Source organism: Comamonas sp. BIGb0152 (assembly GCF_024809975.1).
Classification (GTDB): Bacteria; Pseudomonadota; Gammaproteobacteria; order Burkholderiales; family Burkholderiaceae_C; genus Comamonas.
Map to the genome: position 1 here is coordinate 310,569 of NZ_JANUDY010000002.1, position 13,211 is coordinate 323,779.

13 protein-coding genes are annotated in these 13,211 nt (G+C 62.1%); 4 read left to right on the plus strand and 9 right to left on the minus strand.

The genetic code is table 11. The features are described 5' to 3' along the window. The first annotated feature begins 110 nt into the window (after positions 1–110). Positions 111–1,421 carry an MFS transporter gene (locus tag M2375_RS04960; RefSeq protein ID WP_259164329.1) on the plus strand — a complete coding sequence of 437 codons (1,311 nt, stop codon included), beginning with the start codon at positions 111–113 and terminating at the stop codon, positions 1,419–1,421. 127 nt (positions 1,422–1,548) lie between these two features. Here M2375_RS04960 and M2375_RS04965 read toward each other — a convergent pair whose 3' ends face one another. Beyond that, a complete protein-coding gene (locus M2375_RS04965) occupies positions 1,549–2,670 on the minus strand; it encodes an EAL domain-containing protein (protein WP_259164330.1) in 1,122 nt (373 codons plus the stop codon). Positions 2,671–2,902: 232 nt separating this feature from the next. Continuing rightward, positions 2,903–3,709 carry a ferritin-like domain-containing protein gene (locus tag M2375_RS04970; RefSeq protein ID WP_259164331.1) on the minus strand — a complete coding sequence of 269 codons (807 nt, stop codon included), beginning with the start codon at positions 3,707–3,709 and terminating at the stop codon, positions 2,903–2,905. A gap of 98 nt (positions 3,710–3,807) precedes the next feature. On the opposite strand from M2375_RS04970, the gene M2375_RS04975 reads away from it, so the two are divergent. Next, a complete protein-coding gene (locus M2375_RS04975) occupies positions 3,808–4,335 on the plus strand; it encodes a gamma carbonic anhydrase family protein (RefSeq protein ID WP_259164777.1) in 528 nt (175 codons plus the stop codon). A 67-nt stretch (positions 4,336–4,402) separates the two neighbouring features. Next, a complete protein-coding gene (locus M2375_RS04980; RefSeq protein ID WP_259164332.1) occupies positions 4,403–5,392 on the plus strand; it encodes an Hsp33 family molecular chaperone HslO in 990 nt (329 codons plus the stop codon). 67 nt (positions 5,393–5,459) lie between these two features. On the opposite strand, the gene M2375_RS04985 is transcribed toward M2375_RS04980, so the two are convergent. The 6 genes from M2375_RS04985 to M2375_RS05010 form a co-directional block, all read right to left on the minus strand. Next, positions 5,460–5,978 (minus strand): hypothetical protein, encoded by a 519-nt coding sequence (locus M2375_RS04985; RefSeq protein ID WP_259164333.1) that lies wholly within the window; start codon positions 5,976–5,978, stop codon positions 5,460–5,462. Between the two features lie 117 nt (positions 5,979–6,095). Next, positions 6,096–6,374, minus strand: coding sequence for a septum formation initiator family protein (locus M2375_RS04990; protein WP_259164334.1), 279 nt, complete (start codon positions 6,372–6,374; stop codon positions 6,096–6,098). Positions 6,375–6,434: 60 nt separating this feature from the next. Then, positions 6,435–7,721, minus strand: a complete 1,287-nt coding sequence (gene eno, locus M2375_RS04995; RefSeq protein WP_259164337.1) for a phosphopyruvate hydratase — start codon at positions 7,719–7,721, stop codon at positions 6,435–6,437. Between the two features lie 89 nt (positions 7,722–7,810). Then, positions 7,811–8,101, minus strand: a complete 291-nt coding sequence (locus M2375_RS05000) for a DUF1330 domain-containing protein (RefSeq protein WP_259164338.1) — start codon at positions 8,099–8,101, stop codon at positions 7,811–7,813. Next, positions 8,102–8,959 (minus strand): 3-deoxy-8-phosphooctulonate synthase, encoded by an 858-nt coding sequence (gene kdsA / locus M2375_RS05005; protein ID WP_259164339.1) that lies wholly within the window; start codon positions 8,957–8,959, stop codon positions 8,102–8,104. A 111-nt stretch (positions 8,960–9,070) separates the two neighbouring features. Beyond that, entirely contained in the window at positions 9,071–10,726 is a 1,656-nt protein-coding gene (locus tag M2375_RS05010; protein ID WP_259164340.1) for a CTP synthase, read from the minus strand. Positions 10,727–10,915: 189 nt separating this feature from the next. Between M2375_RS05010 and coaBC the strand changes: the two genes are divergently transcribed. Continuing rightward, positions 10,916–12,130: a bifunctional phosphopantothenoylcysteine decarboxylase/phosphopantothenate--cysteine ligase CoaBC gene (gene coaBC, locus M2375_RS05015; RefSeq protein WP_259164341.1), complete on the plus strand. Its 1,215-nt coding sequence runs from the start codon at positions 10,916–10,918 to the stop codon at positions 12,128–12,130. Positions 12,131–12,183: 53 nt separating this feature from the next. Here coaBC and M2375_RS05020 read toward each other — a convergent pair whose 3' ends face one another. After that, positions 12,184–13,209: an Ldh family oxidoreductase gene (locus M2375_RS05020; RefSeq protein ID WP_259164342.1), complete on the minus strand. Its 1,026-nt coding sequence runs from the start codon at positions 13,207–13,209 to the stop codon at positions 12,184–12,186. Positions 13,210–13,211: the final 2 nt, after the last annotated feature.

Consider the following 13,211-nt stretch of genomic DNA (forward strand, 5'->3'; position numbering starts at 1 on the left):
TCGCACGCCTACTTCTCTGGCCGTACCGTTCCAAAGATCATTCTTCGTTCTCGTTATTGCATCAAGCCGCGTTGCTGCCGGCTGTGCCTTGTGTTTTTTAGGATTTTTGCGTGCAATCTACTGCTGTATCCAAGCGAAATATTCTGGCCGCTGTCATTGGCAACGCGCTCGAATGGTATGACTTTCTGGTCTTCGCGTTCATGACGCCCATCGTGGCGAAGCTGTTCTTTCCCTCCAACCCCAACGATCCCAGCGATGACCTGAACCGGATCTTGATGACCACGGCGGTCTTTGGTGTGGGCTTCTTTATGCGCCCGGTCGGTGGCATCCTGCTGGGTCTGTACGGCGACCGCAAGGGCCGCAAGGCGGCGATGGTGATGGTCACCGGCATCATGGCGGTGGCCATTGCCTTGATCACCTTTGCGCCCACCTACCAGGGCGTAGGCATCTGGGCGCCGATCTTCATCGTGCTGGCTCGTTTGCTGCAAGGCTTTGCCGCTGGCGGCGAGTTTGGCACCTCGACAGCCTTGCTGATCGAGCTGGCACCCAAGGGCAAGCGGGGCTTTTATGGCTCCTGGCAGATGACCGGCCAGATGGCAGCGCTGCTGATTGGCGCCGCCGTGGGCACCCTAATCACCGACTTCTTCACCCAGGAACAGCTGATGTCCTGGGCCTGGCGCATTCCATTTGCGGTGGGTCTGCTGATCGTGCCCGTCGCCATTTATATCCGCCGCCATGTGGACGAGCCCGAGACCTTTGTGAAGATGCAAGCCGCGCAAAAGGCCGGCACCGTCAAGCAAGTGGGCGTGGTCGAGATGCTGCACACCCATGCGCGTGAAACCCTGGTGGGCATGGGCCTGGTGGTGACCGCGACCGTGTCCATCTACATCACCTTCACCTACCTGGTGACTTATTCGACCGTCACCCTCAAGCTGCCCCTGCATGACACCTTCATGGTGCAGATGGCCGGTGCAGCGCTGATGGTTGTGCTGATGCCCTTCATGGGTGCCTGGTCCGACCGCGTGGGCCGCCGTCCTCTGATGATTGGCTCGCTGCTGGGTTACCTGCTGGTGCTTTACCCGCTGTATGCCTGGCTGACCGATGGCCCGACCATTGCCAAGCTGATGACGGTGCAGGTGGTGATCTGCCTGTTTGTGTCGGTGTTCTTTGGCGTTTTCAGCACGGTGATGGCCGAGCTGTTCCCGGCCAATGTGCGCTCGGTGGGCATGTCCATGGCCTACAACATCGCGGTGATGGTGTTTGGCGGCTTTGCCCAGTTCATCGTGACCTGGCTGATCAAGACCACCGGCTCGACCATGTCTCCGGCGTTCTATGTGATGTTTGGCGTGACCCTGGGCCTGATTGCGGCCTTCTTCATTCGTGACCGCGCGCATGAGGACGATCTGGACGCCGTGATGTAAGGGCAGAGGGACGCGCCGCCAAGGCGCGGCCAAGCAGATAGCCAAAACCCGGGACTCTCACGAATCCCGGGTTTTTGTTGTTCAGGGGCGGGGGAGATGGCTGGCGACCGCGCCGGCCTTGCAGCGCTTAGGTCAAGGCCTGCAGCAAGCGCTGCCATTCCTGCGCCAGCAGCCGCACGGGCTGTGCTAGCGCGCCGGGCAGCAGCTGGTCGGCAGTTTGCTCCACCGACAGACCCAGCACATGGCCCAGCAGCAAGGCGCTGGCGATCAGCTGCAGGCTGTCCGCCGGCACATCAGGCCACATTGCCTGGGCCATGCTGGCCAGCTCGGCGCTTTGGCGGGGGTAGAGCTTCTCGCACTGCTGCACCTCGGGCAGTTGCGGAATCTTGGCGGCCACGGCCTGGAGCATGGTCTCCCATGCGCGCAGATGCTCCGCCGGGTAAGCCTGCACCAGCGCAGGCAGCGACAGATAGGGCGTGCGCGCTTCCAAGACCTGTGAATGGGCCATGCGCAGCAAATTGAACATCAGCGCTGGGCGCTGCTGCAGCAGCTCCACCAGTGCAGCGGTCTGTGCCTGGTTGCTCAATGCGGTGGAGAGTGCAGCCACATCGGCGGTGCTGGGCAGCACCACCCGGGCGGAAACCGATTCTGGCCGGCTGACGGCGTAGCCCTGCAGCAGATGGGCCTTGTTTTCTTGCGCCAGTTGGAGCTGCGCGCGGGACTCGATTTTGTCGGCGATCAAGGTGGCGCCCGAGATGCGGCGCGCCCATTGCAGCATCAACACGGCGCGCTCGGCCGTCAGCACCGAAAAGTCGATCTTCAGGTAGTTGACCAGGTCGTGCCAGGGCTCATAGGCCGAGTCCAGCACCGAGTGGTTGAAGGCGAGGGCAAAGCCTTTGGCGCGCAGCGCCTCCAATGCAGGGCGGCGTGCCAGTGCTTCGGAAGAGGCGGCGTGGCCCAGAGAGGGGATCTCCAGCACCACCTGGTGGGCCGGCAGCAGATCGAGATGGCTGCCGCGCAGGCTCTCGAAGGTGGTGTTCAAAAACAGCATGCCATCGCCCAGCAGCTTGGCCGGCTCGATATGCGAAAGCACCGCATGGGTCAAGGCCAGATCGGACTCCAGGGTGTGGGCCGACGCCGTGCGAGAGCGGTTGAATATCTCGTGACCAATCAGCGTGCCCTGGGGGTCTTTGATCGGCTGCCAGGCAATGGGCGGGGCAGGAGACGTAAAGACCAAGGCAGCAGCCAAAGGGGATGTGGGGGAAGGTGACGCGCTCGTGTGTGGCATGTACGGCTGAACCATCGCATGCATCAGTGGTGCCTCACCAACGGCCGGTGCAAGCAGTGTCTGCATTTTGTTATCTCGGGATCGACGTGCATTGTCCTTCATATCGGGCGCCTCACGCGTCTGAGGGTGGAGTGAACCTGCTGGGTTTGTAGCAAAGTACACACGCTTTGGGGACCTAAAACGATTCTGGTTGTTACAACTGGCCCTGCAGCCAAGCCAGCTCGGCCTGGCTGAAACCCGCCTGGCTGCGCGCGGCCAGGTTGAACGGAGGGCGGGGGCGTGGTGCCTCGTAGTGCGCGACCAGCCAGCTGTAGTGCTGCTCTGGGTCCAGATCCTGCTGCTGGCACAGGTGGCGGTACCAGTGGTTGCCGATGGCGACATGGCCCACTTCTTCGCGCAGGATGATGTCCAGAATGGCCACGGCCTCCAGCGCATCCACGGCAGAAGTTTGTTGCAATTTTGACTGGATCTGGGGCGTTGCATCCAAACCACGGGCTTCCAGAGTTCGGGGTACCAAGGCCATCCGGGCCACGATGTCATGGGCCGTTTTCTCGCACATGGTCCACAGGCCCTGGTGGGCAGGGTAGTCGCCATAGTCGTGGCCCCATTTGCGCAGGTGCGCGCGCAGCAGCCCAAAGTGTTTGGCCTCTTCTGCCGCGACTTGCAGCCAGTCCTGGTAGAAGGCCTCGGGCATGCCTTCAAAACGCCAGATCGCATCCAGCGCCAGGTTGATGGCGTTGAACTCGATGTGGGCGATAGCATGCAGCAAAATGGCGCGGCCTTCCGGCGTGGCCGGTGAGCGGCGGCCCATCGCGGTATGGGCCTTGAGCTCGGGCTTTTCCGGGTGGCCGGGCAGAACGGTGCCGTTGGGCAGCTGCAATCGGGCCTGGGGCGCTATTGAAATAGTGGCTCTTTGCGCATACATGGCCAGGGTGCGTGCGGTTTTTTCCTCGGCATCGGCCACAGACAGGGCTTGCAAGGCACATTGACGTAATTCCATCCCTACAATTATGAGGCTGCCGTCCCCCTTGGGGAGGGCAAGGCCCCCGAGCCATGGATTGGTTTGGCGGGTTCAGCCACAACAAGCTGGAGACATTGATGGCCAAGTATGAACTCGATGGTGTGCAACCGCTGGTCGCAGAATCGGCATGGATTGCCGATAGCGCGCAGGTGATCGGTCGCGTGGAGATGGCGGCGGACAGCAACGTCTGGTTTGGTGCCATCCTGCGCGGTGACAATGACCCGATCCGCATCGGCGAGGGCAGCAATGTGCAAGACGGCAGTGTGCTGCACACCGACAAGGGCAAGCCTTTGGAGATTGGCAAACACGTCACCATTGGCCACAACGTCATCTTGCATGGCTGCACGATTGGCGATGAGTCGCTGATTGGCATGGGGGCGATTGTGCTCAATGGCGCCAAGATTGGGCGGCACTGCCTGGTGGGTGCTGGCGCTGTCGTGACCGAGAACAAGGAGTTCCCGGATGGCAGCCTGATTGTGGGCAGCCCCGCCAAGGTGGTGCGGCCGTTGAGCCCGGAGCAGATCGAGGGGCTGCGGCGCAGTGCACAAGGCTATGTGGCCAATGCCCGGCGTTTTAAATCGGGTCTGCGAAAATTACCGGATTGAGGGGCTGTAGCCTGGGCGCCATGCCCGGGCACAGCAGGCCCGCATGTATTGAATTGGAAGAATTACAGTGTCTGAACTGCATAAATTTTTGTTTGATGGGCTGCCCGTTCGGGGCGCCATTGTTCGACTGACCGAGGCCTGGCAAGAGATCTTGCAGCGCCGTGCAGTCAACACCAGCACCGGTGCCTACCCGCTGCCGGTGCAGGAGATGCTCGGCGAGATGACCGCTGCCGGCGTGCTGATGCAGTCCAACATCAAATTCAATGGGGCGCTGGTGTTCCAGATCTCGGGTGATGGCCCAGTAAAACTGGCCGTCACCGAGGTGCTCAGCAACCTGAGCGTGCGCTCCACTGTCACGATGATGGGGGATTTGCCCGCCGATGCGAGCTTGACCGATATGGTCAATGTGCAGGGCAAAGGCCGCTGCGCGATCACCTTGGACCCCAAAGACAAGCAACCCGGCCAGCAGCCTTACCAGGGCGTGGTGCCGCTGGTCGATGTGGATGGCCAGCCGCTCGAGAGCATGGCCGCCATCTTGCAGCAGTACATGCGCCAGTCCGAGCAGCTGGACACGGTGCTGGTGCTGGCCGCCAACGACAAGGTGGCAGCCGGCCTGATTGTGCAGCGCATGCCCATCAAGGGCGAGGCCAATTTGGCAGGCGGCACGCTCCACACCGAAGAGCTTGACCAGATCGGCCTCAATGAAGAGTACAACCGCATTGCCCACCTGGCCGCCAGCCTGACCCGCGATGAGCTCTTGAACCTGGATGTTGAGACCATCCTGCACCGCTTGTTTTGGGAAGAAAAGCTGCTGCGCTTTGTACCCGAAGACGGCGAAGGTGGCCCGCACTTTGCCTGCACCTGCAGCCGTGAGCGTGTCGGCAATATGCTGCGCAGCCTGGGCCAGGAAGAGTCCGACAGCATCCTCGAAGAGCAGGGCATGATCGAGGTGGGCTGCGAGTTCTGTGGCCAGCAGTACCGCTTCGATGCCGTTGATGTGGCGCACCTGTTTACTGAGCGCGGCAATGATCCGCCTGCGCCGCACCTGGTGCAGTAATGCGCTGGCAGTGCAGGCCGCAAAGCGCCTGATGGCCTGGCTACCTGGCTACGTTGCGCCAACTGCTTCAGGCTTTGGGCGCCACCAGGTCCTGAAACAGGCGCAGCTCGCAGTCCGGGTCGCTGCACTTCTCGCAACTCCAGCCTTGGCGCGTGCTGTGGCCTGCTGCACGCAAAGCCGTTCGCAGCGCCTGCAGGGCCGCTGCTTTCGGGTACCAGTTGCACAGGGCGGCCAGGGCCTCTTGCTCCAGCCGTTGGCCTTGGCTGAACAACAGCTGAAAGGCCTGAGCGCGAGCGACCAATTGCAAGCGCGTTTGCATCAGCAGTGCCTGGGCTTGGCTGTCCTGGATGGGGCTGGCCGACAGCGGAGGGGCCATCAGCAAGACCGCATCCGCAGCGGCCATGGGCAGATCTAGCCGGTGCAGCAACTGCGCCAGACTGCAGGCTTGCAGCAGAAAAGCCGGTGGTTCAGCTGCGGGGTGGCTTGCCAGGTAGGGGTTGAGTTGCGCAGCCAGCCCGGTGCTGTCCTCGCAGGTGATGGCCGCCAGGTAGACCTTGGGTGGCGCTGCCGGGGTGCTGGGCGTCATGGCGCGGGATGGGGTGGTTGGGGCGCAGGCATGGCCGCGATGATACGGTCAAAGCGGCGGCGTCCAATAAAAAAGCGCCTGCAAAGAGGCGCTTGGTGGGCTAGGCGAGGACTGGACCTATTTGCGCGTGTACTGCACAAATACCTCATTGGGCTTGACCATGCCCAACTCGTTGCGGGCCTTGCCTTCGACCATGTCCATCCCTTGTTTGAGGTCGGTGACCTCCGTCTCCAGGCGAACGTTCTCACGCACTGCGGTTTCGTTCTCGGTCTTCTGCGTGGCAATTTGCTGCTTCATGTCCTTGACATAGGGCATGCTGCCGCGGCCACTCCAGAGCTGGGCGTGGATGCTGACCAGGATGGCCAGCAGCACAAAGGGAACAATACGAGAGATCATGAGAAAGACGGGTCCCGAGGGCAGCCGGGACATGGCGGCATGCCATGCCCCGACGCAAGCTTAGCGCAGATTGTAGAAGGCAGAGCGGCCAGGGTAGACCGCCACTTCACCCAGGTCTTCTTCGATACGCAGCAGCTGGTTGTACTTGGCCATGCGGTCCGAGCGGCTCAGCGACCCGGTCTTGATCTGGCCGGCATTCAAGCCCACAGCGATGTCGGCAATGGTGCTGTCCTCGGTCTCGCCCGAGCGGTGCGAGATCACGGCGGTGTAGCCGGCGCGCTTGGCCATTTCGATGGCGGCAAAGGTTTCGCTCAGGGTGCCGATCTGGTTGATCTTGATCAGGATCGAGTTGGCGATGCCCTTGTCGATGCCTTCCTTGAGGATCTTGGTGTTGGTCACGAACAGGTCGTCACCCACCAGCTGCACCTTCTTGCCCAGGCGCTCGGTCAGCACCTTCCAGCCATCCCAGTCGCCTTCGTGCATGCCGTCTTCGATGGAGATGATGGGGTACTTGTCGCACCAGGTGGCCAGCATGTCGGTCCACTGCTCAGCCGTCAGGCTGATGCCGCCTTCGCCTTCCAGCACGTACTTGCCGTCCTTGTAGAACTCGGAGGCAGCGCAGTCCAGCGCCAGTGCAATCTGGTCGCCGGCGGTGTAACCGGCTTGGTCGATGGCTTCCAGGATCAGCTGGATGGCGGCCTCATGGTTCTCGACCGAAGGCGCAAAACCGCCTTCATCACCCACGGCGGTGGGCATGCCACGGCTGTCAATGATCTTTTTCAGCGCGTGGAACACTTCAGCGCCCCAGCGCAGGGCTTCGCGGAAGCTCGGCGCGCCTACGGGCACGATCATGAACTCTTGCAGGTCCAGCGAGTTGTTGGCGTGGGCGCCACCGTTGATGACGTTCATCATCGGCACGGGCAACTGCACACCGCCCATGCCGCCAAAGTAGCGGTACAGCGGCAGGCCGGCTTCTTCAGCGGCGGCGCGGGCCACGGCCATCGACACGGCCAGCATGGCATTGGCGCCCAGGCGGCTCTTGTTGTCGGTGTTGTCCAGGTCGATCAGGGTTTTGTCGAGGAAAGCTTGTTCAGCAGCATCCAGGCCCAGAATGGCTTCGGAGATGTCGGTATTGATGTGCTCAACCGCCTTCAGCACGCCCTTGCCCAGGTAGCGGCTCTTGTCGCCGTCGCGCAGCTCGATGGCTTCACGCGAGCCGGTCGAGGCACCCGATGGGACGGCCGCGCGGCCCATCACACCCGATTCCAGCAGTACATCGCATTCCACAGTGGGGTTGCCACGCGAATCCAGAATTTCGCGGCCAACGATATCAACAATTGCACTCACTTTAGAGCCTTTCAGAGATTGAAAAAAGGGTTGGTGCGCTGCATACGGGTGGACTGCAACGGCACGGAATCCATAGGGTGGGGTGCGTCTTAAACGCCTTCGACCAGCACCATGCGCATGATGGCCGCGCCGTCGCGTGCTTCGCGCGCCTTGCTGTATTCGGGGGAATCATAAAAACGGCGGGCTTGCTCGCTGTCCTTGAACTTCAGGATCACGGTGCGGCCGGGGTTCCAGTCGCCCTCGATCACCTCGACCTTGCCACCGCGCACGCAAACCTCTGCACCATAGGCCTGCATGGCGATGGTGCTGTACTTGCGGTACTCCTCGTACTGCTCGGGGTTGGTCACGGTGACCGATGCAATGATGTATGCGCTTGGCATTTAAGCTCCAAAATTGTTTTCCAGGAAACCGTTCTTCTTGGTGATGCTGTCCAGCGCCACCATGGTTTCGAGCAAGGCCTTCATGTGCTTGAGAGGCACGGCATTGGGGCCGTCGCTCAGGGCGTTGCAGGGGTCTGGATGGGTTTCCATGAACACGCCAGCGACGCCCACGGCAATCGCTGCACGGGCCAGCACCGGCACCATCTCGCGCATGCCGCCGCTGGACGTGCCATTGCCGCCGGGCAGCTGCACGCTGTGGGTGGCGTCGAACACGACGGGCGCATTGGTCTCGCGCATGATGGCCAGCGAGCGCATGTCACTCACCAGGTTGTTGTAGCCAAAGCTGGCGCCGCGTTCGCAGGCCATGAAGCTGTCTTCGGGCAGGCCGACTTCCTTGGCGGCAGCGCGGGCCTTGTCGATGACATTCTTCATGTCATGGGGCGCCAGAAACTGGCCCTTCTTGATATTGACCGGCTTGCCCGACTGCGCGACCGCACGGATGAAGTCGGTCTGGCGGCACAGGAAGGCCGGGGTCTGCAGCACATCAACGATGCTGGCGACGTAGGGCACTTCGGCCTCGTTGTGTACATCGGTCAGGATGGGCACATTCAGCTCTTTTTTCACCTTGGCCAGAATCTCCAGGCCCTTTTCCATGCCCGGGCCGCGAAAGCTCGTGCCCGAGCTGCGGTTGGCCTTGTCAAAGCTGCTCTTGAAAATAAAGGGGATGCCCAGGCTGGCCGTCATTTCCTTGAGCTGTCCGGCCACATCCATCTGCAGCTGCTCGGACTCGACCACGCAGGGGCCGGCAATCAGGAAAAAGGGCTTATCAAGCCCGATATCAAATCCGCACAATTGCATGGACGGTGTTCCTTAAGGGTGGTGTGAGAGCAAAGACGCCATGAGAAACGCAGCGTCTTGGAGTGCTTTGTTTGTCATGGCTTCTGTGTGTGCCGCAAGCTGGCTGCAATTTTACTTGGCTGCCAGCTTCTTGCGATCGACTGCCGCCTTGATGAAGGCATTGAACAGCGGATGGCCGGCCCAGGGGGTGGACTTGAACTCGGGGTGGAACTGCACGCCGATGAACCAGGGGTGTACCGCTTTGGGCAGCTCGACGATCTCGGTCAGGTGCTCGCGCTGGGTGAGTGCCGAGATCACCAGGCCCGCGCTGCGCAGCTGGTCCAGGTACTGGGTGTTGGCTTCGTAGCGGTGGCGGTGGCGCTCGGTGACCACATCGCCATAGATGCTGTGCGCCAGGCTGTCCTTTTGCACATCGGACGATTGCGCGCCCAAGCGCATGGTACCGCCCAGGTCCGAGTTCTCGTCGCGGGTCTTGATGGTGCCGTCGGCATCCTTCCACTCGGTGATCAGGGCGATCACGGGGTGGGGGGTTTGGCGGTCAAACTCGGTGGAGTTGGCGTTGTCCAGACCCGCTACATGGCGTGCATATTCGATGGTCGCGACCTGCATGCCCAGGCAGATGCCCAGGTAGGGTACCTTGCCTTCGCGGGCAAACCTGGCCGTCGAGATCTTGCCTTCAACGCCGCGCGAGCCAAAGCCGCCGGGCACCAGAATGCCGTCATAGCTCTTGAGAACCTCTGCCGCATCGCTGTCGTGGATGGTTTCCGAATCCACATGCGTGATCTTGACGCGCACATGGTTTTGCATGCCGGCGTGCTTGAGCGCTTCGTTGACGGACTTGTAGGCATCCGACAGCTCGACATACTTGCCGACCATCGCGATGGCCACTTCGCCCTTGGGGTGCTCGGTCTCGTAGACCAGGTCATCCCAGCGCTTGAGGTTGGCTGGCGGCGTGTTCAGGCGCAGCTTGTCGCAGATGAGGCCGTCCAGACCTTGCTCGTGCAGCATGCGGGGCACCTTGTAGATGGTGTCCACATCCCACATGCTGATAACGCCCCAGGATTGGACGTTGGTGAACAAGGAGATCTTTTCGCGCTCTTCTTCGGGCACCGCATGCAAGGCACGGCACAGCAGCGCATCGGGCTGGATACCGATTTCGCGCAGCTTTTGCACCGTGTGCTGGGTCGGCTTGGTCTTGAGCTCGCCAGCCGCCGCAATATAGGGCAGGTAGGTGAGGTGGACAAAGGCCGAGTTGTTGGGGCCGAGCTTGAGCGACAACTGGCGCACCGCTTCCAGGAAGGGCAGCGATTCGATATCGCCCACCGTGCCGCCGATTTCGCAGATGGCGACATCGACAGCATGGTCGGTGCCGATGCCGGCGCCGCGCTTGACGTATTCCTGGATCTCGTTGGTGATGTGGGGGATGACCTGGACGGTCTTGCCCAGGTAATCACCACGGCGCTCTTTTTCAAGCACGCTTTGGTAGATACGGCCGGTCGTGAAGTTGTTCGTCTGGCGCATGCGCGTTTCAATGAAACGCTCATAGTGGCCCAGGTCCAAGTCGGTCTCGGCGCCATCGTCCGTCACAAACACTTCGCCGTGCTGGAAGGGGGACATGGTGCCTGGATCCACATTGATGTAGGGATCCAACTTGATCAGGGTGACTTTGAGTCCGCGCGATTCCAAAATCGCTGCAAGGGAGGCTGAGGCGATTCCCTTGCCCAGGGAAGACACCACACCGCCAGTAACGAAGACAAATTTGGTCATGTCTTTTAGGGAGGTGGGAAATTCTGATTATAAAGGCGTAAGCCAGCCCGTGCGGGCAGCTGCTCTAAATGGGCTTCAATGCCCACGGGTTTGCGCCTTGCACACCGCTGCGCAGATAGCCGTGCTGGCACTGCTTTCTTGTCTGCTGCAGGGCAGCGGCGGCGGGCCTGCTCTGCTACATTGGCGGGCATGAACCAGCTCCACGGAAAACATATTGTTCTTGGCATGTCCGGCGGCGTTGCCGCTTTCAAGTCTGCCGAATTGTGCCGCCGCCTGACCAAGGCTGGCGCGACGGTGCAGGTGGTGATGACCGAGGCGGCCACCCAGTTCATGACCCCGGTGACGATGCAGGCGCTGTCCAACCGCCCGGTCTATGTATCCCAGTGGGATGCGCGCGAGCACAACAATATGCCGCATATCAACCTGAGTCGCGAGGCCGATGCGATTGTGGTGGCCCCTTGCAGTGCGGACTTTATCGCCCGCTTGGTGCAAGGCCGTGCCGATGAGCTGCTGAGCCTGTTATGCCTGGCGCGGCCCATCGACACCGTGCCCTTGATTCTGGCGCCGGCCATGAACCGTGAGATGTGGGCCCACCCCGCCACCCAGCGTAACCTGCGCCAGGTGCAGTCCGATGGCGCCGTGGTGCTGGGTGTGGGCAACGGCGACCAGGCCTGCGGCGAAACCGGCGATGGCCGCATGCTGGAGGCGGCCGAGATTGAGGAAGAGCTGCAGTATTTTTTCAGCACCAAGGCGCTGGCAGGCAAAAAGCTGCTGATCACGGCTGGGCCTACTTTCGAAGCCATAGACCCGGTGCGGGGCATCACCAACCTCTCCAGCGGCAAGATGGGCTTTGCCATTGCGCGCGCCGCCCAGGCGGCAGGTGCCGAGGTGACCCTGGTGGCCGGGCCGGTGCATCTGCCCACGCCGCGCGGGGTGCGCCGCATCGATGTGCAATCGGCGCAGGACATGCTCCAGGCCGTGCTGGGCGGCATCGAAAGCGCCGATATCTTTGTGGCAACTGCCGCAGTGGCCGACTGGCGCCCGGCCAGCGCTGCCGACCAAAAGATCAAGAAAGACGGCAGTGGCGCGGTGCCGCAGCTGGCCTTTGTCGAGAACCCGGACATCCTCGCCACTGTGGCCCAGCTGCCGCGCGCCAAAAGCGGCCAGCTTTACTGCGTCGGCTTTGCCGCAGAAAGCGAGAACCTGCTGGCTAACGCCCAGGCCAAGCGCCTGCGCAAGCAGATACCGCTCTTGGTCGGCAATATCGGCCCTGCCACCTTTGGCAAGGACGACAACGCCTTGCTGCTGGTGGACGCGCAGGGCCACCAGGAGCTGCCCCATGCCAGCAAGGCGGTGTTGGGCGAGCAACTGGTGGCGGAGATCGCCAAGCGCATCACGCGGTAGGCCAAAAACTCCGCCCCTTACAGCCACCAAGATGGGTGGCTGTGTGCTTGGACTTAGCCCAACAAGGCCAGAATTTCGTCGTGCAGCTTGCGTGGCAGACTGATGCCTTGTTGCGCACTCAGGGCCCGCGCTGCATAGCGCCGCTCCGACGGTAAGCGTGCACCTTGGCCCTTGATGGCGGCAAACATGGCCTCCGCACGTGCCTGGTGGCCGGGCCAGTCTTCGCCAGCAAAACGCTGTGGATCAAAAGCCAGCACCAAGTGACCATGGCAGGGCATTCCGCCAGCACCGGCGTCCAGTGCCATCGATTCCTGGCTGCCCAGATCGCCAATCAGCATGCCGGCCATCAACTCCACCATGGTCGCCAGGGCCGAGCCCTTATGGCCGCCAAAGGTGCGCATCGCGCCTTGGGCGACGGCTGCCGGGTCGGTCGATGGCTGGCCTTGCGCATCGATGCCCACGCCTTCGGGCAGCAGGGTTCCGGCACGGCGGTGCAGGTCCAGATCGCCGCGCGCAATGGCACTGGTGGCAAAGTCAAACACATAGGGGTAGGGGCCAGGCCGGGGCCAGCCAAAGGCGATGGGGTTGGTGCCAAACACGCCCTTGGTGCCGCCGGCCGGGGCGACCCAGGCATGGCTGGGGGTCATGATCAGCGCGGCCAGGCCTTGGTCGGTGAGCATCTCCACCTCGGGCCACAGGGCGGTGAAGTGGACGCAATGGTTGATCACCAAGGCCCCCATGCCCAAGGAGCGGGTGGTGGCTACCAACGGTGGCAGGCCCAGCTCCAGCGCGAGGGGGGAAAAGCCGCGTTTGGCATCTACCCGGGTGATGGCGCCTTGCGTGGGCTGCAGCACGGGCTGGGCCTGCAGGTGCACCAAGCCGGTGCCGATGGTGTGGGCTGCGCTCAGGATGCGGTAGGCCCCGTGGGACTGGCAGGCATCGCGCTGGCCGGCAACTACGATGCGCGCAATGGACTGGGCGTGGGCTGTGCTAAGGCCCAGGTGCTGCAGCACGCGCAGCGCCAGGCGGTGTAGATCTTCTTCGCTGATCAGCAGTGTGTCTTCTGGTGGTTGCGCCATTT

Coding starts and splice junctions, on each gene's coding strand:
- M2375_RS04970 (WP_259164331.1), bottom strand. CDS start 3,709: ATGGAATTACGTCAATGTGCCTTGCAAGCCCTGTCTGTGGCCGATGCC.
- M2375_RS04975 (WP_259164777.1), top strand. CDS start 3,808: ATGGCCAAGTATGAACTCGATGGTGTGCAACCGCTGGTCGCAGAATCG.
- M2375_RS04985 (WP_259164333.1), bottom strand. CDS start 5,978: ATGACGCCCAGCACCCCGGCAGCGCCACCCAAGGTCTACCTGGCGGCC.
- M2375_RS04990 (WP_259164334.1), bottom strand. CDS start 6,374: ATGATCTCTCGTATTGTTCCCTTTGTGCTGCTGGCCATCCTGGTCAGC.
- M2375_RS05000 (WP_259164338.1), bottom strand. CDS start 8,101: ATGCCAAGCGCATACATCATTGCATCGGTCACCGTGACCAACCCCGAG.
- kdsA (WP_259164339.1), bottom strand. CDS start 8,959: ATGCAATTGTGCGGATTTGATATCGGGCTTGATAAGCCCTTTTTCCTG.
- M2375_RS05010 (WP_259164340.1), bottom strand. CDS start 10,726: ATGACCAAATTTGTCTTCGTTACTGGCGGTGTGGTGTCTTCCCTGGGC.
- coaBC (WP_259164341.1), top strand. CDS start 10,916: ATGAACCAGCTCCACGGAAAACATATTGTTCTTGGCATGTCCGGCGGC.
- M2375_RS05020 (WP_259164342.1), bottom strand. CDS start 13,209: ATGGCGCAACCACCAGAAGACACACTGCTGATCAGCGAAGAAGATCTA.